Below are 21,321 nucleotides of genomic sequence, written 5' to 3'. Positions count from 1 at the left end.
TTCTTCCTTTTTGGTTATGCGCGTAGGGACTGTGTAGTCGAAGAGGCCATCATGACCTCTGCCACGTCCCATAGCTTAGTCAGTTGTGGCCGCAAGGTCTCGATCGCGCGTTGGCTTTCGACGGTGACATCAAAAATTACCTGTCCCGAGTCCGAAGGCATTGACATCGTAAACTGGCAGACGGTAAAGCCACGATGACGGATCACGCGCAACACGCGCTCCAACAACTCAGGGCTGTGGGTGGCATGAATTGAAAATTGGTGTTGTGTCATCAGCTTTGCTCCATCATTTGTTGGTTGGCTGCCCCAGGCGGTACCAGTGGCCATACATTTTCCATTTCGTCGATAGCCACATGCAGCAAATAAGGCCCCTGGTGAGCCATCAGGGTGCGTAGCCCCTCTTCAACGTCTTGCTTGCAGCTAATGGTATGCCCAGGGATATCGAACGCGCTCGCGAGGGTGAGAAAATCCGGATTGTCAGACAGGTCGGTCTCACTGTAGCGTTGATCGAAAAACAGCTGCTGCCATTGACGAACCATGCCTAAACGCTGGTTATCAAGCAGAATGATTTTAACGGCGATCCCTCGGCGTTTGAGTGTGCCCAGCTCTTGAATATTCATCATAAACGAGCCATCTCCGGTCACTAACACCACCTCATCATTGGGGCGAGCGACTTTGGCGCCCATTGCAGCCGGTAAACCAAAGCCCATAGTGCCCAGCCCTGCTGAGGTTAATAGATTCTCTGGCCGTGATGGGAGTACATGTTGCGCGACCCACATCTGGTGCTGGCCGACATCGGTCGCGACCACCGTACTGGTTGGCATACGCTGCGAAAGGTTATTCAGCAGTGCCGGCGCATAGATAGCGTCACCTGGGTGGTCATAACGCCACGAGTGCGTCGTTTGCCAGGTGGTGATTTGAGCGCGCCAATCAGGCGATGTGTCAGGGTTTTCTAAGGCGGGAAGCACGAGATTGAGCGGGGCGCAAACCGGTGCTTGTGCGCGGCGCAGTTTGTTGATTTCCGCCGCATCGATATCGATATGCACCACGTTAGCGTGGGGGGCGAATGTATCGAGCTTGCCGGTGACTCTGTCATCAAAGCGTGCGCCGATGACAATCAGCAAATCGGACGCTTGCACCGCCAAGTTAGCGGCTTTGGTGCCATGCATGCCCAACATGCCTAGATAATACGGATAGTGCGGTGCGACGGTGCCTAAGCCTTTTAAGGTACTGACCACAGGCAGTTCACTGCGCGCTAAATAATCGCGCACTGCTTGAGTGGCTTTGCCTAACACCACACCGCCGCCGAGATAGACCATAGGGCGCTGACTGGCTCGGATAAGCGCATTCGCCTGGTCGATATCTGTCTTGTTGAGTGGCGCGATATGTGGCGTGGTGATCTGGACTGTAGTCTCAGGGATCAAGCCTTGCTGTACGTCTTTGGCGATATCGACGAGCACGGGGCCCGGTCGACCTGATTGTGCCACTTCAAATGCTTGTGCGAGTGTGGGGGTGAGCTCAGCGGGATCGGTCACTAAAAAACTGTGTTTGGTGCAGGCTAACGATAAGCCCAGCACATCGATTTCTTGAAAAGCATCGGTACCGATAAGAGGGCTAGCAACCTGGCCGGTGATGGCCACAATAGGGACTGAGTCCATCATCGCATCGGCAAGCCCGGTCACGAGATTGGTGGCGCCAGGGCCTGATGTCGCAATGCATACCCCAGGACGGCCACTGGCTCGGGCATACCCGATCGCAGCCATGGCGGCGCCTTGCTCGTGGCGACAGAGGATATGTTCCACCCCGCCGTCAAAAAGGGCATCGTAAACGGGCATGATGGCGCCCCCAGGATAACCAAAAACGGTATCCACCCCTTGTTGTTGTAACGCTTTTACCACCCATTGTGCACCGGTCATCGTCGCCCCTCCCCGTCTAAGCGGGGAGAGCAGGGTTGCGAATAACCTGTCTCTGCGCGCTCCATCATGATTGCTTCCGTTGTCGCGTGGCATCGCCACATGAATGAAAAAAGCCCCCGAACCTTTGGGTTGCGGGGGCTTGGTTGCGATGTTGCTGCTGTCTTTCGCGTACCTACACCCCTCGCGGAATAATGACCACGATGAGGCGAATAATGAGAACGATAGCGAAATTTAACATTTGTCTGTCTTATCTTTTATTGGGCCCATTGTATGAGCGTTTTGTTAATTATGTTTTTGTTTATGCCTGCTTGTTGCAGGTCAGTCACGGAGCCGATCTATCGCCGAGTCTCGTGTTTAATTGTTGTGCATTTGTAGTGGTATCACAGACCTCACTCGCATGACAAGAAAAAATTACTCTCAATCACAGATTAGCGCGGCAGTATAAGAGCTGGGTTTCATAGCGATGACAGTAAGCGGAGTGGGAAAATATGGCATTGGCGATAGTTCACAGTCGAGCCTGTGTCGGTGTAGAAGCGCCGAGTGTGACCGTAGAAGTACATATATCCAATGGTTTACCGGGGTTTGCGTTGGTGGGCTTACCGGAAACGACGGTCAAAGAAGCCCGTGATCGGGTACGAAGTGCGATTGTGACTTCTAATTTTGAGTTCCCCTCGCGCCGGATCACCGTCAACCTGGCCCCAGCCGACTTACCTAAAGAAGGGGGACGATTTGATTTACCCATTGCGCTGGGGATCTTGGTGGCGTCGGGACAGTTGCCAGAAAAGCGTTTAAACGCGTTTGAGTTTTTAGGTGAACTGGCGTTGTCGGGGCAATTACGGCCGGTTAAAGGCGCATTGCCGGCGGCGCTCGCCAGTCAAAAAGCGCAGCGAGCCCTGGTGGTACCGGATGATAATGCCAATCAGGTGGCGCTGGTAGACAATGAGCGGCATGTGTCAGCGCCCGACCTGATTGCCGTGAGCCAACACCTAGCCGGCCAGCAAAGTTTATGTTTAAACGCTGTCCCTGCCGTGAATGACACGCCAGCGGTGACGCGATGCTTACGCGACATTATCGGTCAGCAACAAGGCAAGCGGGCGTTAGAAATTGCCGCCAGTGGCTCTCATAACTTACTTTTTGTAGGTCCTCCCGGCACTGGAAAAACCATGCTTGCGTCGCGTTTATGTGACTTGCTGCCACCGATGAATGATGATGAAGCGTTGGCCTCAGCCGCCGTCACCTCTTTGACTCAACAACCTTTGCATGAGGGAAATTGGCGTCAGCGCCCCTTCCGTAGCCCCCACCATTCCAGCTCCATGGCAGCCTTGGTCGGAGGCGGCAGCGTACCGCGCCCTGGTGAGATTTCGCTGTCTCACCATGGGGTATTGTTTCTTGATGAAATGCCGGAGTTTGAGCGTCGCGTACTCGATGCGTTGCGCGAGCCGCTTGAGTCTGGCGAAATTGTGATTTCGCGCGCCAATGGTAAAACCCGGTTTCCGGCTCGCTTCCAACTTATCGGTGCATTAAACCCGAGTCCAACCGGTCATCATGAAGGTGAATTGGCCCGGTCTAACCCACAACAAATTCTGCGTTATTTAGCGCGTTTATCTGGCCCACTGTTAGACCGATTTGATATGTCCATTGATATTCCCGCACTGCCACGAGGCTGTCTTTCTAGTGGCGGAGAACGCGGTGAGTCAACATCGACGGTAAAAGCGCGGGTAGCGGCTGCGCGTGAGCGTATGCTGGCACGCCAAGGAAAGGTGAATGCGTTGTTGAGTAATCAAGAAATGGAGCTGCATTGTCAGCTCGTTCAGGCTGATGCGGCGTTTTTAGAGCAGGCTTTACATCGATTGGGGTTGTCCGTTCGGGCTTATCACCGCATTATCAAGGTAGCACGTACCATTGCCGATCTTGGCGGCGACGCTCAGATCTCACGCCCTCATTTAGCGGAAGCGCTGGGATATCGGGCGATGGATGGCTTATTGCGCCATCTCAACGCCCAAGTCAGCTAATTACTTTTGGGTCAGTAAAAAGTTGATCAACTGGAAGTATTCTTCCGGAGTTTCTACTGTTTTGGGTGTCACGTGATATTTGCCGTTGACGATCACCGCAGGCACACCGCGCAAGCCCGCTTTTTCGAACGATTGGTCGAAACGCTTGGCCATGGAGTTCGCGGCAAAGCTGTTGTAAGCGCTGTCAAATTCTTTGCCATCAATGCCGTTATCGACAAACATTTGGCGAACCTCCGCCAGTGATTTCGGTGGGTTTTGTGCCGCATGAATGCGATCAAACATCACCGGAATAATGGTTTTTTGTGCATCGAGCACAACCGCCGCTGCGTAGGCGCGTGTTACCACACTGCCCATCTCGCCGCCCATAAAAGACACATGGTGTTTTACCACTTTCGCATTATCAGGCACTTGTTGTTTGAGCTGCTGGACCAGTGGTTCAAACTGATAACAATGTGGGCAATAGAAAGAGAAAAACTCGGTCACTGTTGGGGAATCAGTTGCCGGCGTCTCTAGCACCTGGTAATCCTCACCAGCTTTAAAGCGGCCTGGTTTAGCATCCGCTACCTCAATCGGTGTTGCAGGCTCTGCCGACTCCGTTTGCGTCTGCGTGGTTTCGGTTGTTGGGGTGGTGTCTGGTGATGTCTGCGTCACGCTCTCAGGCTCAGAGCACGCGGTTAGGCCTACGACCAGTAGCAAAGGCAACAGTTTTTTAAACATGATTGAATGACTCTCCGTTATCGATTGAGTGCTTACGGATACAGTGTAAGCGGTGGTGCTTCAAGGGCGGCAAGTTGTTCTTTAAAAGCGAGTACCTGACCTTCCCAGTATTTTGCATCAGCAAACCAAGGAAATGCACGAGGAAACGCCGGGTCTTGCCAGCGTTTTGCCAACCAGGCCATGTAATGCACCATTCTCAGACCACGCAATGGCTCGATCAGTTGCAATTGGTCGGCAGGGAATTCACGAAATTCGCGATAACCCTCCGCCAAGGTGTCGAGTTGCGCGAGCTGATCGGCGCGACTGCCGTTTAAAAATAGCCATAAATCTTGCATCGCGGGACCGTTACGTGTGTCATCAAAATCGACAAATAGTGGACCGTCTCGCCACAAAATATTGCTGGGATGACAATCGCCATGGAGCCGAATCGCGGGCCACTCCGTGTGCCATCGCGCCGCGATGGCATCGATTAATCGGTCGAGATCAGAGAAGAATGTCGCTTGCAGGCTTGCTGGGATCAAGCTGGCTTCTCCTAGCTCGCGGCGTGGCTGATAAAGGTGGCTGTCGAGATCAAATTTAGCGCGAGTTTGAAAAGGCTTAGCGGCGCCCATTTGGTGGATACGACCCAGATAACGGCCGACCGCTTCGAGCTGATCCCAATTGTCCACTTCAAAGCCGCGACCGCCCACACTGGGGAATAAGGCAAAGCGAAAGCCTGACGCGTAAAAAAGACTGGTTCCCTCTCGTTGAATCGGCGCAACGACGGGAATATCTGCGTCAGCTAGCTCGCGGCAGAAAGCATGTTCTTCATGAATTTGCGCATCGGACCAGCGAGCGGGCCGATAGAACTTGACCACATAGCGCTGGCCATCATCGGCGACAAACTGGGCCACCCGATTTTCATAGCTGTTCAGCGCGAGTAGGCCGGATTGAGGAAAAATACCGACCGATTCAATCGCATTTAATTGAACGTCGGGAGTAAGAGCATGAAAGTCAAAGCCTATCTCGGTCATACGCCACCTGAGAATGACAAAAGAAACGTTATAGTAACAAATAAAAAGGGCGCTGCCTGCGCCCTGTTTAGTTGTCGTGAATGGTTGTTGTGGTGAATTGGCCGATTACAGATCCGTGATAAAGCGGCTTTCTGCCGTTACCCTTTTTTGTTTGTCGCCTGATTCACGCTCCATCACAAAGGTGATGTCGGCAATGCGTTGCTCCATCTCGTACGTATCGACTGCTAGACTAATCGGTAGTGAGAAAACCTCACCCGCTTGTACATTAACGGTTTGTGGCCCGTGCCATGTCACCTCATCCAAGCCTTTAACCGACAGCTGATATACGTCGTCTGTCTGCGTTTTATTTAAGATTTTTAAGGTGTAGGTATTTTCAACCAGTCCTTGGTTGTTAATGCGATACAGTTGATTACGGTCGCGTATCACATCCAGCTCCATCGGCATGACCGACATCGCCAGATAAATAAACATTGCAGTCACAATAACCATGACCGCCCCATAACCCACCAGTTTTGGTCGCATGACCGCGGTTTTCTTTCCTTCGAGCTTGTGCTCGGTGGTGTAGCTGATTAGGCCGCGCGCGTACCCCATGCGATCCATGGTTTCATCACACGCATCGACACAGGCACCACAGTTGATGCATTCATACTGCAAACCATCACGAATATCGATACCTGTCGGACACACTTGCACACATAGGTTGCAGTCAATACAGTCGCCTAATCCTAATGCTTTGGGATCTTTCTTACGTGGGCGAGGCCCGCGTTTTTCGCCGCGTTTGGCATCATAGCCAACGATAAAGGTGTCTTTATCAAACATTGCGGACTGAAAGCGCGCGTAGGGGCACATGTGAATACACATGATCGATCGCATCCAGCCCGCATTCCCGTAGGTACAGGCAGCAAAGAAGATCACCCAAAAGCCGACCCAAAAGCTAGTATCGAACGTGACTAAATCGACCGCGAGCGATTGCACGGGAACAAAGTAACCGACAAACGTGGCGCCCGTGACCAGAGATATGAGCCACCAAGCCGCATGCTTCGCGGCTTTTCGCGCGGCCAATGCCGGCGTAAGTTTGAGCGAGTCTTGTTTTCGGCGTTTGTTGGCCGCCCCCTCCAGCTTTTCTTCAAACCAGATAAAGAGAAAGGTCCATACTGTTTGCGGGCACAAATAGCCACACCACACCCGGCCAAGAAAAGTGGTAATAAAAAAGAGGCCGAAGGCGGCGAGCATCAAAAGTGCAGCCAACAAGGTCAGGTCTTGTGGCCACAACGTGGTGCCGAAAAAATTAAACTTTTGATTGCCTATATCCAGCAAAATGGCTTGTCGGCCTTGATACGGGATCCAGGGCGTTAGCAGAAACAGCAGCATAAAGAACCAGCCCATGTAACGGCGCATTCGCTGGTAATAGCCTTTCACCGCGCGCACATAAATGCGATTACTCGGATTAAAGCGATCGTCGTTACCTTTATGGGTTTTGGGATTGTATTCTTTTGCAGTCACGTCTTTGACGTTAATTTTTTTATCGCTCATGACATTGGCTTTCCTTGGGATAGCGGGTCCATGGTGCATTGCCAGGCCCTAATTATCATTGTGCCTGTGATTGTAGCGCAGCAAACGCCGTGAATACGCTACCAGAGTCATAGTTTGCGATACAGCCACAAACTGAACGAATTCCAGCTATAACAGACGATTAGCGAGGGCCACTGACTCACTCTTTTGTTGGGGTAATGCCTCTCGCCCGTAAAATAGCGGCTTTAAAGTCGTCTTCATTGTCTTTTGCAAGGCCAGGAATAGGCGCGTTGCTATCTTCTAGTCGCATTTTGAGTTGATAGATCAAGGTGTCGTCCGATAGCGTTGTTAAGTCATCGCGATGACCGGCCTCTTGGGCAATCAGATTGAGCATGGTCATGAGCGAGTGATCGGGCGTTTGTTGCCAAGATTGGTTCAGTAGATCGAGCAACTCGTTGATACGATGGCAGTGCATGGTGGTATCCTTAATGTGGCACGTAAAAAATACCATTTTGCCCGACGGCGAGCGGTGAATACTTAGCCAAGATCAAATTCCTCTCAGGCGAGAGTTAATTTATCGGCATCACACGATTACGCCCGAGGTTTTTGGCCTTGTAGAGTTGTTGATCAGCACGGTAAATGAGATCGGCGCCAGATTCGCGAGCATGCTCGTCGTACTCTGCGACGCCCATAGACACGGTAATATGATCCAATGTTTGGCCACGACGCCGGTCTTTTATCACCATTCTATCGATAGCGGCACGTAGCGTTTCAGCGGTCCGTTTTGCGCTGTTGAGGCGTCTTTTAGGTAACAGTAGCGCAAACTCTTCGCCGCCGTAGCGGAACGCTTGTACGCCTTCTCGGCAGTAGTCGAGTAATCGCTTGGCGACCTGCTTCAAAGCGATATCGCCGAGCACGTGACCGTATGTATCGTTAAGTTGTTTAAAGTGATCGAGGTCGACGAGGACTAAAGCAAACGGCCAGGTTTGTGCGTTTTCGGTGTACGCATTGAGCTCGCGCTCAAAGGCGGCCCGATTGAGCAGGCCGGTTAAGCCATCATGGGTGGCTTGCTCGGTCATCTCTGCGAGGTTTTGTTTTAGTTGGGCAATTTCTTGCTGGGCATCACTCAGTTGGTGTTTAAAGTAGCGGGTCGATTGAGTCAGAGCTTGCGAGTCTTTCACTACATTACGGACAACGGCGATGGTTTCATCAATGGACAACCCTTCGTTTTCAACGCGAGACAGCTGTTCGAATGTTTTGTCGAGTACCGAGTGAAACGCGTCTGTGTCCTGAAGCGTGTCAGACATCGAATGACTCATCTCCGTCATCATTGACTCAAGGCTTTGCTTAAGGCTGCCAATGTTCTGGCTGTGTTTATCCGCCATATGCTTTTGATACAAGATGTCGCTTTGAAGAGGACTGCACGTGCCATGCTCATGGACGGTAGTATCGACGTCAGCAGTGAGCTTTGGATCGGTATTGGCGACGTAGGTGTACCATAGCGCGTAGTTGGTCGGTGTCGTGGGCACCTTATATTTCATCATCAAAGGGACCGCTTTTTTGAGAAATACGGTCGATTGTTGAAATTGATCGTCTGACATGGCGGTCCTTTCTGCTAAGCAACATAGATAGGCACTTTGTTCAGTGTATACCCAAAGTGACAGGAGTGGCAGCGTTGAGGTAAAAAGCGTGAGCCTGCAGACACGGATGTCTGCAGGCTTGTGTTGGCGCAAGAACGGGTGTTAAAGAAAGAACGGGCTGGGTTGGAATAGGCGCTCAACATCCGGAATGTATTTTTTATTCACCAAGAATAGCACCACATGATCATCTTGCTGGATCACGGTTTTATCATGGGCAATCAATACTTCATCGCCTCGTACAACCGCACCTATGGTCGTGCCCGGTGGTAACTTTATCTCGCCAATTGCCCGGCCAACCACTTTGGACGTTGACGCATCACCGTGAGCAATTGCTTCAATTGCTTCAGCGGCGCCGCGTCGTAATGACGACACATTGACAATATCGGCGCGGCGTACATGGGTGAGCAACGCCGAAATCGTCGCTTGTTGGGGGGAGATGGCAATATCAATCACCCCACCTTGAACCAAGTCGACATAAGCACCGCGTTGAATCAGCACCATGACTTTTTTTGCCCCTAGGCGTTTAGCGAGCATTGCCGACATAATATTGGCTTCATCTTCGTTGGTGACCGCGATAAAGACATCAATCTGCTCAATGTGCTCTTCGCTGAGTAATTCCTGGTCAGACGCATCGCCACAAAAAACGGTGGTTTCTTCTAATAGCTCAGCCAGGTGTTCAGCACGAGCTGGATTGCGCTCAATTAACTTCACGCTGTACTGGCGCTCAAGTGCCATGGCTAGGCCAGCACCAATATTCCCCCCACCCACAATCATGATGCGTTTGTAAGGCTTTTCGAGGCGCTGCAGTTCACTCATCACTGAGCGGATATGGTTGCTGGCGGCGACGAAAAAGACTTCATCATCGGCTTCGATAATGGTCGTGCCTTGGGGGCGAATCGGGCGGTCACGCCGAAAGATAGCGGCAACACGGGTATCGACATGCGGCATGTGCTCGCGCAGTGCTGAGAGCGCTTTGCCGACCAAAGGCCCGCCGTAATAGGCCTTAACGGCCACCAGGCCCACTTTTTTGTCGGCAAAGCTGACCACTTGTAACGCGCCTGGGTATTCAATTAAGCGACGAATATAATGCGTCACCAGCTCCTCTGGGGCGATAAGGTGGTCAACCGGACAGGCGTCACTGTTAAACAGTTGCTCTTTTACCGCGAGATATTCAGGACTTCGGATCCGAGCAACACGATTGGGTGTGTTAAAGCGGGTAAAAGCGACCTGACAAGCGATCATGTTTGTTTCATCGGAGTTGGTTACGGCAACCAGCATATCCGCATCTTGCGCGCCAGCCTCTTGCAAGGTCGACGGATGGCTGGCAAACCCGTGTACAACACGTAAGTCGTATTTATCTTGCAGTTCGCGAAGCCGTTCTGGGGCGCGGTCAACAATGGTGATGTCATTGTTTTCTCCGACCAGATTTTCTGCCAAGGTACCGCCGACTTGGCCTGCACCCAAGATAATGATTTTCATGTTGTTGTTACTCCCTGCCTCGTTACTTGCCGGTTGGCTTTTTTAGGCATGCGTAATAGAAGCCGTCCATGTCGTGTTCTCCGGGGAGAATTTGTCGTCCTGGCTGGTCGTGGGTGCCGGTGCGCAATATTGCTGTTGGCTCGCGAGTTAAAAAGGCGCGAATTTGTGTCGCGTTTTCATCCGGTAATACCGAGCAGGTCGCGTAGACCAGCGTACCGCCTGGCGCCAATTGCTGCCACATTGCGTCTAAAATCTCCGCTTGTAACGTGACCAAGGCTTGAATATCGCTATCGCGTCTTAGCCATTTAATGTCCGGATGGCGACGGATCACACCTGTGGCCGAGCAGGGCGCATCCAGCAAAATGCGATCAAATGCTGGGCCCGTGTGCCAAGCGCTCGGCAAGCGAGCATCGGCGTGTTTCACCTCAGCATTAAGCCCTAAGCGCGATAGGTTCTCTTTGATCCGCGACAAGCGATTTTCATCGGCATCAATGGCAGTGACGATCGCATCAGGCTGATGTTCAAGAATATGACAGGTTTTGCCACCGGGGGCGGCACAGCAGTCGAGAATGTGCTCTGCTGAATCGGGCAGGAGGTAGTCGACAGCGAGTTGTGCGGCGGCATCTTGTACCGATACCCAACCTTGGGTAAAGCCTGGCAAACGTGTTACGTCGCACGGTGCGTCGAGCTTGATTGCGTCCAAAGCTTGGGTGTGCGGAGAACCAGCGATACCAGCTGCTTGCAGTTCAGCAAGGTAACTTGCCTGAGTATGATGCTGGCGGTTTACGCGCAACCACATGGGGGCTTTTTGATGGTTCGCCGCGATAATCTCTTGCCACTGGTTTGGGTAGGCCTGTTGAAGACGCGTTAATAACCAGCTGGGATGGCAGTGTTGCCCGGCGGACTCGGCTTGACTGGCATCATCGAGCGAGGCTTGATCGCGTTGATAGTTACGCAATATCGCATTAATAAGGCCACGTAACTGCGGACGCTTGAGTGTTTTGGTCGCGTTGACTGTTTCCGCCACCGCGGCATGGGCCGGAATACGCATATAGCCGAGTTGATAGAGGCCAACGAGTAACAGGTGATGAAACACACGTTGCTTACCTTTTAATGGTTTGTCCATCAAAGCTTGCACGATATGCTCTAAACGCGGCAACCAACGTAAGGTGCCGTAGCAGATCTCTTGCAGTAACGCCGCATCCCGTGGTGCGATGTGCTGCTGCGCAAATGGCAGTTGCTGCGAGAGGGATTGGCCTTGATCGACCACTTGATATAGAACGCGGGCAGCCGCGGCTCTTACATTCATATGTTTACCCATTAAAAGGCCAAAATGGCATCAGACGATAGCGTCGCCTGTTACATTAAAAAAGGCCAGCGTACTGGCCTTAAACGATGTTGCTACACAAACGCACCCTTTATACTAATTGGGTGCCGGTTTCAAACCACTCGCGACGCGCATTGAGCAGCTCGTGAGCCTGCATGGCTTTCTTGCCCGGTGGCTGTAGGTGTGTCAGCTGAAGAACACCTTTGCCGGTCGCAATTTGAATACCGTGTTTATCAGTGTTAATGACGGTCCCCGGCGCAGCATCAACATCAATATCGAGTGCGTTCGCGCCCCACACTTTGATATTTTGCTCACCTAAGGTGAAAAAACTCACCGGGCGAGGATTGAATGCGCGTACACAGCGTTCGATAAACGCCGCGTCTTGATGCCAATCGATATGAGCTTCTTGCTTGGTTAGCTTTTCGGCGTAATTGGCTTTGGCGTCATTTTGCGGTTCAGCCAATATAATGCCGTTGGCCATATCATTGAGGCAATCAATCAGTGCCTGTGGACCCAGCTCAGCCAAGCGCTCATACAGACTGCCGCTGGTTTCTTTGTCATCAATCGGTAAGGTGGCGATTTTTAACATGTCACCGGTATCGAGCCCTTCATCCATCTGCATGATGGTGACGCCGGTTTCGTTGTCGCCTGCCCAGACCGCTCGCTCAATCGGTGCGGCACCCCGCCAACGTGGCAAAATTGAGCCATGCACATTAACGCAGCCCAACCTTGGGATCGTTAACACGGCTTTCGGCAAAATAAGTCCATAGGCGACCACCACCAGAACGTCGGCATCGAGCGCGGCTAACTCGGCCTGTGCCGTTTCGTCACGCAACGTGCGAGGCTGGTATACCGGGAGTGCATGTTCAATCGCCAGTTGTTTAACTGGGCTCGCCGTGAGCTTTTTGCCCCGTCCTGCTGGTTTATCTTCGCGGCTATAGACCGCAATGACCTCATGCTCACTGTCGAGCAAGGCTTGTAAATGGCGCGCGGCAAAGTCCGGCGTGCCCGCAAATACTATACGCAGCGGTTTGCTCAAAGTGACCTCAGCTTACTTTTTGGTTAGCGCGTTTGAGTTTTTCCATTTTTTGTTTGATGCGTTGGCGCTTCAATGGTGATAGATAATCAACGAATAGCTTGCCTTCTAAGTGGTCAAGCTCGTGTTGAATACAAATCGCCAGTAAGTCGTCTGCATCGAACTGAAATGGATTGCCGTCACGATCGAGTGCTTTGACCGTCACTTCGGCTGCTCGAGGCACTAAGGCACGTGAGCTCGGCACAGAGAGGCACCCTTCTTCAATACCGTCTTCACCGCGCTTTTCGATAATTTCAGGGTTGATCAGCACCATAGGCTCGTCACGCGTTTCTGATACATCGATCACGACCATGCGTTGGTGAAAATCAACCTGAGTAGCGGCAAGACCGATACCGTCTTGGTCGTACATGGTTTCAATCATGTCATCGGCCATTTTCTGGATCTCAGGGGTAACGGTATCCACCGGTTTCGCAACGGTGCGAAGGCGCTCATCTGGAAATGTTAATACGTTCAGTAAAGCCATAACGTCTCGCAAAAATTGAACTGTGCCGAATGCGGCACGGGATAATTGGGTTAATTCTAGACATTTTGCCAGCCAATTGACAGCATCAGCGCGTTCTGTCTGACAAGGAAGACGACGATGACAAAGAAACTGTGTAGGCTTGCTATGGCAGTCCTATTGACAGCGCTACTCCCGTTCAGTGTGGCGGCACAAAAGAGTGAAACACGTTATACCGTTGAGCGTGGCGATACGCTTTGGGATATTGCCGCCACCTTTTTTGCTGACCCTTGGCGTTGGCCAAAGGTATGGTACGACAACCCAAGTATAAAGGATCCACACCTTATCTACCCGGGCGATACGTTGACGCTTAAGTGGCAACAAGGGAAACCGCATCTAACATACCAAGCCTCTCACACGATAGCCGCAGACGAACCGGCATCGCCTGTGCCCAGTGTTGCGCCCTTACTCTTACCCCACCTAGCACAAGATACCTTGATTGAGAAAGCACGATTAGTCGCGTTACCCAGGGTGTTGGGCTCGCCTGAGGGGCGTCGCCTTTTATCGGCGGCAGACACTGTGTATATCGATGCCGCATTACACGCGATCGATTGGCAGGTATATCGGGTCGCGCACACCTTTTCGCATCAACGCGCAGATCAAACGGCTGATAATCGCCCACAAATGGTTAGCTTGACGCACGTGGCCAATGGTTCAATCACCGACGTGGCGTCGAACTATAGCGTGATGACACTGACTCAGGTCAATCAAGAGATACGACCCAATGACGTCCTATTGCCGGCCCCCGACCGTGTTCAGGCGCCATTCTGGCCTTATCCAGCGAAAACCAAAGCGACCTTATTGGGTCACCTTTACGGCAGTGAATACGTGGCTCAAGGGCAGTTAGTCGTTCTGGATAAAGGGGCAAAGGCGCAGGTTTCGGCCGGGCAAGTATTTGAAGTCACTCAACCTGGAAAACAGGTCGTGAATCAGCCAGGTGAGTACCAGTATCAAGTACAAGCCGATAAAACCCCACGTGAGGTCACTGTATTACCGAACGTCAAAGTCGGTGAGCTGATGGTTATCCGCTCCTATCCATGGATGAGTTTGGCTGTCGTACAGCAAGCCACTCAGCCGATTAAAGCGGGTATGCAGGCGATTCCGCCTTCAAGCGCTCGGATCAGTCATGAAAGATGAGACGTTATACGCGTGGTTAACCTTGGCTCAAGTGCCACGGCTACGGGCCGGGCAACGTCGAAAACTCTTATCGACATGGCCGGTCGAGGCTATCCATCAGCAATCTCAGCAGGCGTTGGCCGCGATTGGATTAAGTGAGGATCAATGCCAGGCGATATGCAGCCCAAATCAGGCGTTAATCAATGCGAGCTTGCGCTGGGCCGAGGCGCCCGATTGCCACTTATTGTGTTTTGATCATCCCGCTTATCCCTCTTTGCTAAAAGAAATCGCTAGCGCGCCTCTCATTCTCTATGTTCAAGGTGATCCCAGCGCCTTAGCCAAGCCCCAGCTCGCCATGGTTGGCAGTCGTCATGCCACCCAGTCTGGATTGACGACGGCTTATCACTTTGCCAAACAGTTGGCCGACTACGGGTTGACCATTACCAGCGGTTTAGCCTTGGGCATTGATGGGCGGGCGCATAAAGGTGCCTTAGACGGCAATGGACAAACATTGGCGGTGCTCGGCAGCGGGCTAGGGCGTATTTATCCTGCACGTCACCGTGACTTAGCCAGCCAAATTATTACGCAAGGGGCGTTGGTGTCCGAGTTCTGGCCAGATGCGCCGCCACGGGCGGAACACTTTCCTCGTCGTAACCGTCTGATCAGTGGCTTATCAGCGGGCGTATTAGTGGTGGAGGCTGCACCGCAAAGTGGCTCATTGATTACCGCGCGCTACGCACTTGAGCAAAATCGAGGGGTGTTTGCGATCCCAGGCCCAATCGATCAGGTCCAAGCGCGTGGATGCCATCAATTGATCAAGCAGGGCGCAACCTTGACGGACAGTGTGGATGATATTTTAAGTGAAGTAGACAGTTTGGTTCAGTTTGCAGTGAGCCAACAAAGCGAATTATTTAGTGATGCGCCCAAGTTAGATGCCGATCAAGGATTGCCATTTCCCACGCTGTTGGCTAACGTAGGGACTAACGCGACGTGTGTCGACGTACTAGCTGAGCGCTGCAACCAACCGGTTCACGAAATCATGATGCAGTTGTTAGACTTAGAACTCCAGGGGCTTGTAGCAGCAGTACCCGGTGGCTATGTCAGAACGAGGAGGGGCTAGCCATGATGGACATTCTTATGTACCTGTTTGAAACCTACATCCACAGTGATGTCGAGGTCATTATCGATCAGGACGAGTTAGCGGATGAATTGTCCCGTGCGGGTTTTCATCAAGATGATATTTATAAGGCCCTAAACTGGCTGGAAAAATTAGCTCAGTTACAAAACGCGGATAAACAGCCCTATCTAACAGGCAGTGCACAGAGCTCGATTCGTGTATTCACCGAGCAAGAAACCCGTTTTCTCGATCAAGAAAGCCGAGGTTTTTTATTGTTTTTAGAACAAGCTGGAGTGCTGTCACCAGAAACGCGTGAGATGGTGATCGATCGGGTGATGGAGTTAGAAACGCAAGAGTTTGGTTTGGATGATCTAAAATGGGTGATCCTAATGGTGCTGTTTAACGTGCCAGGTAATGAGCGCGCGTATACGCAAATGGAAGACATGCTGTACGACGCACAAGAGGGGTACGTGCATTAACGCTTATCAATAACAGTAAAGGTGTGAATGAATACAGATAACACCCCGAAGACCCAGGAGCGCTGCCCGGAATGTGGCAGCGCTCTTGCGTTTAAATCGGGCAAACGAGGCCCGTTTCTGGCCTGTACGGCCTATCCAGACTGCCACTATACTAAAGCGTTACACCATGGTGATGGCCATGTGGTGAAAGCGCTTGGCGTGACCTGTCCGGCGTGTCAGCAGGGAGAGTTGGTGCTGCGTCAAGGTCGATTCGGCATGTTTATTGGCTGCGATCAGTTCCCGCAATGCACGCATATCGAAAAACCAGATGAACCCGATCACACCACTCTAACCTGCCCAGCCTGCCACAAAGGTGAGCTGGTGGAGCGCACCTCGCGTTACGGAAAGCGCTTTTTTGCCTGTGATCAGTACCCTAAGTGCCATTTTGCCGTGAATGCACAACCGATAGCCGGTACCTGCGAGGCATGTGGTTTTGCACTCTTGGTCGAGCGTAAAAAAGGTGGGAAAACCGTGCATCAATGTGCCGATAAGCCCTGCAGCGCGATTCAAGATGAATCGGCTGCAGAGTCGGAGAGTGAGGATTAATCGGCTTGTGCGGCCAGTGCTAACGCGGCGGACTGTAAACCGTGAAAGGTGTCGCCGGGCAGGTAGCTGGCGAGGCTCGCTAACGTGGTGGCAAGCTCGGCGTTCGAGGTGGCCGTGACATTGATATGGCCCACTTTGCGCCCTGGGAGAGGCGTTTTGTTGTACCAATGCACATGGGCGTCGCGATAGGTCGCAAGCGGGACACTACCTTGACCCAAAATATTGATCATCGCAGCGGGCTGAACTAAACGGGTAGCGCCAAGCGGTAAGCCGCTGACCGCACGCAAGTGGTTTTCAAACTGACAACAGGCGCTACCTTGCTGGGTCCAGTGGCCCGAGTTATGGACTCGAGGTGCGATTTCGTTCACCAGCAAGCGACCGTCAACATCAAAAAATTCGACCGCGAGCACACCCACATAATTGAGTGTGTCGGCAATCTTTTTCACCATTTCAGCCGCTTGTAACTGCAAATCCTGTTCGTCAGGCCGTGCCACCGACAAAGTCAGTACGCCGTTGTGGTGATGGTTTTGGGTTAGGCTGTAGCTGGCAAATTCGCCATTGGCACCACGTACACCAATTAGTGACACTTCACGCTCAAAAGGGATCATGGCCTCAGCAATGATCGCTTGACCATCGCGCTGCTCGGGCGCGGCAAGAAAGGCGTCCAATTCGGCCCATAATGCGCTGAGATCATCACCATCACGATAGCGCCATTGCCCTTTGCCGTCATAACCATCGAGCGTGCTTTTCAACACCAAGGGCGCGCCCAGAGCATCGACCGCCTTTTCTAAATCCGCCTGTGTATGTACCACTCGGTATGGCGCGTTAGCCACCCCAGCTTGCATCAATAAGGCTTTTTCTATTTGACGGTCGCCACCGGTTAAAATTGCCTGCGCACTGGGGCGTAACTTCCCGCTTTGCTCGCATTGATGCAAAATGTTGGCAGAAATATGTTCAAATTCAGCGGTGATAATATCCGCGCCGGCTATCGCGGTATCGAGCCCTTGACCGAGTGGTTGCTGGGTTAAAGGATGGATAATGTCGCCGCTGCGCACATCATAAGCACTGACGATAAGATTGAGCGGCGCGCCGGCTAAAGCCATCATCCGGGCCAGTTGTCCCGCGCCTAACACCAGAATATTCATGGCCTTACCCTTGTGGGTTGGGTTGAGCGAGAACGGCCTCAGTTTGCGCTTGGCGAAACGCATCCACTTTTGCCATCAAATCAGGGTCGGCCGTTGCGAGAATTTGTGCTGCAAGGAGGCCTGCATTCGCGGCGCCTGCGTCACCAATAGCGAGCGTGCCCACTGCCACGCCCTTTGGCATTTGAGCAATAGAAAGTAATGAGTCCATTCCCTTTAATGCTTTTGACTGGACCGGAACGCCGAGCACCGGCAGGCTGGTGTGTGCGGCGGTCATCCCAGGCAGATGGGCGGCGCCACCGGCGCCGGCAATAATCACTTTAATCCCGCGCTCGGCCGCTTGTTGGGCGTAGTCGGCAAGTAACTGTGGTGTGCGGTGGGCAGAGACAATACGGGTTTCGTAAGGGATGGCAAAGTGATCCAACATAGCCGCTGCATGTGTCATGGTAGGCCAATCGGATTGCGAGCCCATGATGATACCGACAGTCATAATACGTCCTTCTTGATGACAAGCGTGAATAAGATAAGCTGAGCGTGACGCGAATTATACCCAGATTTCATCGCAAGGAAAACGTTTGCGTCAGCGGTGGGGGATGAAATTCCGTCAAGATCCCAGTGCGTGGATCAGGTAAAGTAAGCACATAGTCTCAGTAACAAAGGATGTGAGCGTGGCACACGGTCAGTCGACAATTGATAAGCAAGCCGTGAAGGCTTTTTTCCTCCAGCTTCAAGATGATATTTGCCAACAGCTTGCGCAAGAAGATGGTCAAGCGCGTTTTATTGAAGATGCGTGGGAGCGTGAGAAAGGGGGCGGTGGCCGCAGTCGCGTCCTGCGTCAGGGCCAAGTATTTGAGCAAGCGGGAGTGAACTTCTCGCACGTATTTGGCGATCAAATGCCTGCCTCGGCGACCGCGCACCGTCCAGAGCTTGCCGGGCGCTGTTTTGAGGCCATGGGGGTGTCGTTAGTGATCCATCCTCATAACCCGTACGTGCCGACCTCGCACGCAAACGTGCGGTTTTTCATTGCCGAAAAAGAAGGTGCAGATCCTGTGTGGTGGTTTGGCGGCGGCTTTGACCTAACACCTTTCTATCCGTTCGAGGAAGACTGCCAGCACTGGCATCGGACCGCCAAAGCCTTGTGCGCGCCCTTTGGTGATAGCGTGTACGCTGATCACAAAGCATGGTGCGATCGCTATTTTTATCTGCCCCATCGCGATGAAACCCGTGGCGTCGGCGGGCTTTTCTTTGATGATTTGAACCAATGGCCATTCAAACAGTGCTTTGCCTACACCCAAGCGGTTGGAAAAGGCTTTATCGATGCCTACCTGCCGATAGTACAGCGCCGCAAAGCCATGCCTTATGGTGAGCGAGAACGCGATTTTCAGCTTTATCGCCGCGGACGCTATGTCGAGTTTAACTTGGTGTATGACAGAGGCACGCTATTTGGCTTACAAAGTGGTGGGCGTACCGAATCTATTCTGATGTCGATGCCGCCGATGGCACGCTGGGAATATAACTGGTCACCTGATGACGATGCGCCGGAAGCGAGACTCTATCGCGATTACCTTAAACCGAGGGAGTGGTAACGGATGACCGATCGTTATTGCGTGGTAGGCCACCCGATTGGCCACAGTAAGTCGCCGCAGATCCACGCCGCATTTGCGACGCAAACCCAACAAGACATCGACTATCAAGCCATTGAGGCGCCGCTTGAAGGCTTTGTGACCACCATGCAGGCTTTTTTTGCGCAAGGAGGGCGTGGCGCTAATGTGACCGTGCCTTTTAAACAGCAAGCGTATGACTGGGCTGACACACTGACAGATCGTGCCCGCCGCGCCGGTGCCGTGAATACGCTGGTTAAGCAAAGCGATGGTTCCCTACTGGGTGATAATACGGATGGGGCAGGTTTGGTAACTGACTTACACTACCACCATGTGGCACTGCGCGATAAGCGCATTATGGTTGTGGGAGCAGGCGGTGCCGCACGGGGTGTGTTGCTTCCTTTACTGGAGCAAGAGCCAGCATTGTTGATGATAGTGAATCGCACCGAGCAAAAAGCCCAGCAATTAGCCGCTGCATTTGGCGAGGCCGGACCGATCATCAGTCATGCCGTGGATAAACCCATGGCGGTGCCCGTTGATGTGATCATTAATGCGACCTCGGCGAGCTTACATCAAAGCCATCCCCCTCTCCCGCAAGGAGCGATTGGTCCAGCGACCACTGTCTATGACATGGTGTATCAAGCTGGCTGTACAACCAGCAACCAATGGGCGCAACGCCAAGGAGCAGAGCGATGTTTAGACGGCTTGGGCATGCTGGTGGAACAAGCGGCGGAAAGCTTTGCTGTATGGCGTGGCTGTCGGCCGCAAACCGAACGTGTGCGCGAGCAGTTAAGAGAGGCACTTAGTCGATGAATCAATCCCTTATTCTGGCTGCGGACGAAGCGCAGGTCGATACCGCAAAGGCGCGTGTTTGTTTCTACGGCCAACTTAATGGTGCATTGCTAATATGCGCTGTCCGCTTTACCACCTTATCTGCGCTCGCCGGCTGTGCGGTGGACACGGATAATGCGCAGGCGATCGTCGAACAGGTTTGGTTTGATATTGAAGAGCAAATGGAAGCGGCCATCGAATCAGAAGCGTTTGAACCCGATGGCAGCTTGGTGATCTAGTGCTCGCAGCGGTAGATGTCTTTGGTGTCGACATAATTTTGCGCTGAGCGGGCAAAATAAGCACGCTCTTTGTCAGTGAGGGGGCGGACCTGTTTGACCGGTGAGCCAACATACAGGTAGCCGCTCTCTAAGCGTTTTCCGGGCGGGACTAAACTGCCAGCGCCAATCAGCACTTCATCTTCTATGACAGCGTTATCAAGAATAATCGTCCCCATTCCCACGAGGACTCGGTTGCCAATCCGGCAGCCGTGTAACATGACCTTGTGGCCGATTGTCACCTCTTTGCCAATGATCAACGGGTAACCTTGTGGGTTTTCGGCATTTTTATGGGTGACATGAAGGACTGAACCATCTTGCACATTGGTCCGTGCGCCAATCTGGATATGGTTCACGTCACCACGTGCCGCAACCAGCGGCCAAATACTCACATCATCCCCTAGCGTAATATCGCCAGCCAATACACTGGATTCATCAATATAGACGCGTTCGCCCAGCTGAGGCATCATGCCTTTATAAGCGCGCAACTGTTTTGCCATCACAAATCCCTCTTTATATCGCTATACAATGTCAGATAACGCTGACTTTGGTACCAGTTTTACACCCTAGCGAGCAAAAAAACAGCGAGTGACAGTTTTTTTCTAAAAAACCACTAAAAAGGGGTTGCCAATCTGATCAGCTTCCCTATAATGCGCCTCCATCGACACGGCACACAGGGCAAGCGCTCAGCGCCATGTTGACGTAAAAAATCAAATAAAAATAAACGCTTGACGTGAGTTTTTAAAAGATTAAGATAGCCGTCCACTTAACGCCAAGCGTTAGGGGAGTCAAAAAGAGGTTTTGTTTCCAGCCTGAGGGTTGAAAATAAAAGATAAAATTTCTTCTTGACTTTAACGGTAAGGCGCGTAAGATACGCAGCCCTGACCAAGCGAAGCGCAGCTTCGYACAGTCAACGCTCTTTAACAATTTGACCTATGCAATCTGTGTGGGCACTCGTCGAGAAT

Annotated in this window: 22 protein-coding genes; 8 read left to right on the top strand and 14 right to left on the bottom strand. The window is 52.3% G+C overall.

Translation table 11 applies throughout. From position 1 onward, the window contains the following. Positions 1 to 14: 14 nt before the first annotated feature. Together ilvM and ilvG are read right to left on the bottom strand one after the other, a co-directional pair. Positions 15 to 272, bottom strand: coding sequence for an acetolactate synthase 2 small subunit (gene ilvM, locus BZG78_RS11205; RefSeq protein WP_021022736.1), 258 nt, complete (start codon positions 270 to 272; stop codon positions 15 to 17). Continuing rightward, entirely contained in the window at positions 272 to 1,915 is a 1,644-nt protein-coding gene (gene ilvG / locus BZG78_RS11200) for an acetolactate synthase 2 catalytic subunit (protein ID WP_077661251.1), read from the bottom strand. Before ilvG ends, ilvM begins: the two co-directional genes overlap by 1 nt. A gap of 488 nt (positions 1,916 to 2,403) precedes the next feature. Here ilvG and BZG78_RS11195 point away from each other — a divergent pair, with 488 nt between their 5' ends. Then, positions 2,404 to 3,927, top strand: a complete 1,524-nt coding sequence (locus BZG78_RS11195; RefSeq protein ID WP_077661250.1) for a YifB family Mg chelatase-like AAA ATPase — start codon at positions 2,404 to 2,406, stop codon at positions 3,925 to 3,927. On the opposite strand, the gene BZG78_RS11190 is transcribed toward BZG78_RS11195, so the two are convergent. From BZG78_RS11190 to def, 9 genes are all read right to left on the bottom strand, one after another. Continuing rightward, positions 3,928 to 4,644 carry a thiol:disulfide interchange protein DsbA/DsbL gene (locus tag BZG78_RS11190; RefSeq protein WP_021022733.1) on the bottom strand — a complete coding sequence of 239 codons (717 nt, stop codon included), beginning with the start codon at positions 4,642 to 4,644 and terminating at the stop codon, positions 3,928 to 3,930. It abuts the gene before it with no gap. Between the two features lie 32 nt (positions 4,645 to 4,676). Beyond that, a complete protein-coding gene (locus BZG78_RS11185) occupies positions 4,677 to 5,657 on the bottom strand; it encodes a serine/threonine protein kinase (protein ID WP_021022732.1) in 981 nt (326 codons plus the stop codon). 105 nt (positions 5,658 to 5,762) lie between these two features. Beyond that, positions 5,763 to 7,190 (bottom strand): cytochrome c oxidase accessory protein CcoG, encoded by a 1,428-nt coding sequence (gene ccoG / locus BZG78_RS11180; RefSeq protein ID WP_077461774.1) that lies wholly within the window; start codon positions 7,188 to 7,190, stop codon positions 5,763 to 5,765. A gap of 178 nt (positions 7,191 to 7,368) precedes the next feature. Next, a complete protein-coding gene (locus BZG78_RS11175; RefSeq protein WP_077576863.1) occupies positions 7,369 to 7,644 on the bottom strand; it encodes a YihD family protein in 276 nt (91 codons plus the stop codon). A gap of 94 nt (positions 7,645 to 7,738) precedes the next feature. Further along, entirely contained in the window at positions 7,739 to 8,770 is a 1,032-nt protein-coding gene (locus BZG78_RS11170) for a diguanylate cyclase (RefSeq protein WP_077576864.1), read from the bottom strand. A gap of 141 nt (positions 8,771 to 8,911) precedes the next feature. Next, the gene (gene trkA, locus BZG78_RS11165) at positions 8,912 to 10,288 is read right to left on the bottom strand and encodes a Trk system potassium transporter TrkA (RefSeq protein ID WP_077461772.1); all 1,377 of its coding nucleotides are present in this window, start codon (positions 10,286 to 10,288) and stop codon (positions 8,912 to 8,914) included. A 22-nt stretch (positions 10,289 to 10,310) separates the two neighbouring features. Then, complete coding sequence (gene rsmB, locus BZG78_RS11160) at positions 10,311 to 11,597, bottom strand: 16S rRNA (cytosine(967)-C(5))-methyltransferase RsmB (RefSeq protein ID WP_077661261.1); 1,287 nt, start codon at positions 11,595 to 11,597, stop codon at positions 10,311 to 10,313. A gap of 109 nt (positions 11,598 to 11,706) precedes the next feature. Continuing rightward, positions 11,707 to 12,654 (bottom strand): methionyl-tRNA formyltransferase, encoded by a 948-nt coding sequence (gene fmt, locus BZG78_RS11155; protein WP_021022726.1) that lies wholly within the window; start codon positions 12,652 to 12,654, stop codon positions 11,707 to 11,709. A gap of 7 nt (positions 12,655 to 12,661) precedes the next feature. After that, positions 12,662 to 13,174 carry a peptide deformylase gene (gene def, locus BZG78_RS11150; RefSeq protein ID WP_077461770.1) on the bottom strand — a complete coding sequence of 171 codons (513 nt, stop codon included), beginning with the start codon at positions 13,172 to 13,174 and terminating at the stop codon, positions 12,662 to 12,664. Positions 13,175 to 13,291: 117 nt separating this feature from the next. On the opposite strand from def, the gene BZG78_RS11145 reads away from it, so the two are divergent. From BZG78_RS11145 to BZG78_RS11130, 4 genes are read left to right on the top strand one after another with little or no spacing between them, the layout of a single operon-like run. Next, entirely contained in the window at positions 13,292 to 14,347 is a 1,056-nt protein-coding gene (locus BZG78_RS11145; protein ID WP_077661249.1) for a LysM peptidoglycan-binding domain-containing protein, read from the top strand. Further along, the gene (gene dprA / locus BZG78_RS11140; protein ID WP_077661248.1) at positions 14,337 to 15,446 is read left to right on the top strand and encodes a DNA-processing protein DprA; all 1,110 of its coding nucleotides are present in this window, start codon (positions 14,337 to 14,339) and stop codon (positions 15,444 to 15,446) included. Before BZG78_RS11145 ends, dprA begins: the two co-directional genes overlap by 11 nt. A gap of 2 nt (positions 15,447 to 15,448) precedes the next feature. Beyond that, positions 15,449 to 15,922, top strand: a complete 474-nt coding sequence (locus BZG78_RS11135) for a DUF494 family protein (protein WP_021022722.1) — start codon at positions 15,449 to 15,451, stop codon at positions 15,920 to 15,922. A gap of 27 nt (positions 15,923 to 15,949) precedes the next feature. Continuing rightward, on the top strand, positions 15,950 to 16,507 hold the full coding sequence (locus BZG78_RS11130; RefSeq protein WP_021022721.1) for a type I DNA topoisomerase: 558 nt from the start codon (positions 15,950 to 15,952) through the stop codon (positions 16,505 to 16,507). Here BZG78_RS11130 and BZG78_RS11125 read toward each other — a convergent pair. Together BZG78_RS11125 and purE are read right to left on the bottom strand one after the other, a co-directional pair. Further along, complete coding sequence (locus tag BZG78_RS11125; protein ID WP_077661247.1) at positions 16,504 to 17,652, bottom strand: 5-(carboxyamino)imidazole ribonucleotide synthase; 1,149 nt, start codon at positions 17,650 to 17,652, stop codon at positions 16,504 to 16,506. The two genes, BZG78_RS11130 and BZG78_RS11125, sit on opposite strands and share 4 nt — an antisense overlap. Positions 17,653 to 17,656: 4 nt before the next feature. Beyond that, positions 17,657 to 18,139, bottom strand: a complete 483-nt coding sequence (gene purE / locus BZG78_RS11120) for a 5-(carboxyamino)imidazole ribonucleotide mutase (protein ID WP_069362358.1) — start codon at positions 18,137 to 18,139, stop codon at positions 17,657 to 17,659. A gap of 178 nt (positions 18,140 to 18,317) precedes the next feature. Between purE and hemF the strand changes: the two genes are divergently transcribed. Genes hemF through BZG78_RS11105 form a run of 3 tightly spaced genes read left to right on the top strand, consistent with a single transcriptional unit; the run spans position 18,318 to position 20,320 of the window. Beyond that, the gene (hemF, locus tag BZG78_RS11115; protein WP_077661246.1) at positions 18,318 to 19,235 is read left to right on the top strand and encodes an oxygen-dependent coproporphyrinogen oxidase; all 918 of its coding nucleotides are present in this window, start codon (positions 18,318 to 18,320) and stop codon (positions 19,233 to 19,235) included. A 3-nt stretch (positions 19,236 to 19,238) separates the two neighbouring features. Then, positions 19,239 to 20,063: a shikimate dehydrogenase gene (gene aroE, locus BZG78_RS11110; RefSeq protein WP_077661245.1), complete on the top strand. Its 825-nt coding sequence runs from the start codon at positions 19,239 to 19,241 to the stop codon at positions 20,061 to 20,063. After that, positions 20,060 to 20,320, top strand: coding sequence for a DUF1488 family protein (locus tag BZG78_RS11105; RefSeq protein ID WP_077661244.1), 261 nt, complete (start codon positions 20,060 to 20,062; stop codon positions 20,318 to 20,320). Before aroE ends, BZG78_RS11105 begins: the two co-directional genes overlap by 4 nt. Here BZG78_RS11105 and BZG78_RS11100 read toward each other — a convergent pair. Then, positions 20,317 to 20,856, bottom strand: coding sequence for a gamma carbonic anhydrase family protein (locus BZG78_RS11100; protein ID WP_077661243.1), 540 nt, complete (start codon positions 20,854 to 20,856; stop codon positions 20,317 to 20,319). The genes BZG78_RS11105 and BZG78_RS11100 overlap by 4 nt on opposite strands. Between the last annotated feature and the right edge of the window lie 465 nt (positions 20,857 to 21,321).

Source organism: Salinivibrio sp. MA351 (genome assembly GCF_001996065.1).
In the GTDB taxonomy this organism is placed as follows: domain Bacteria; phylum Pseudomonadota; class Gammaproteobacteria; order Enterobacterales; family Vibrionaceae; genus Salinivibrio; species Salinivibrio costicola.
Note: the sequence above shows the minus strand (reverse complement) of the source record. Positions and strands in the feature narration are given on the sequence as shown.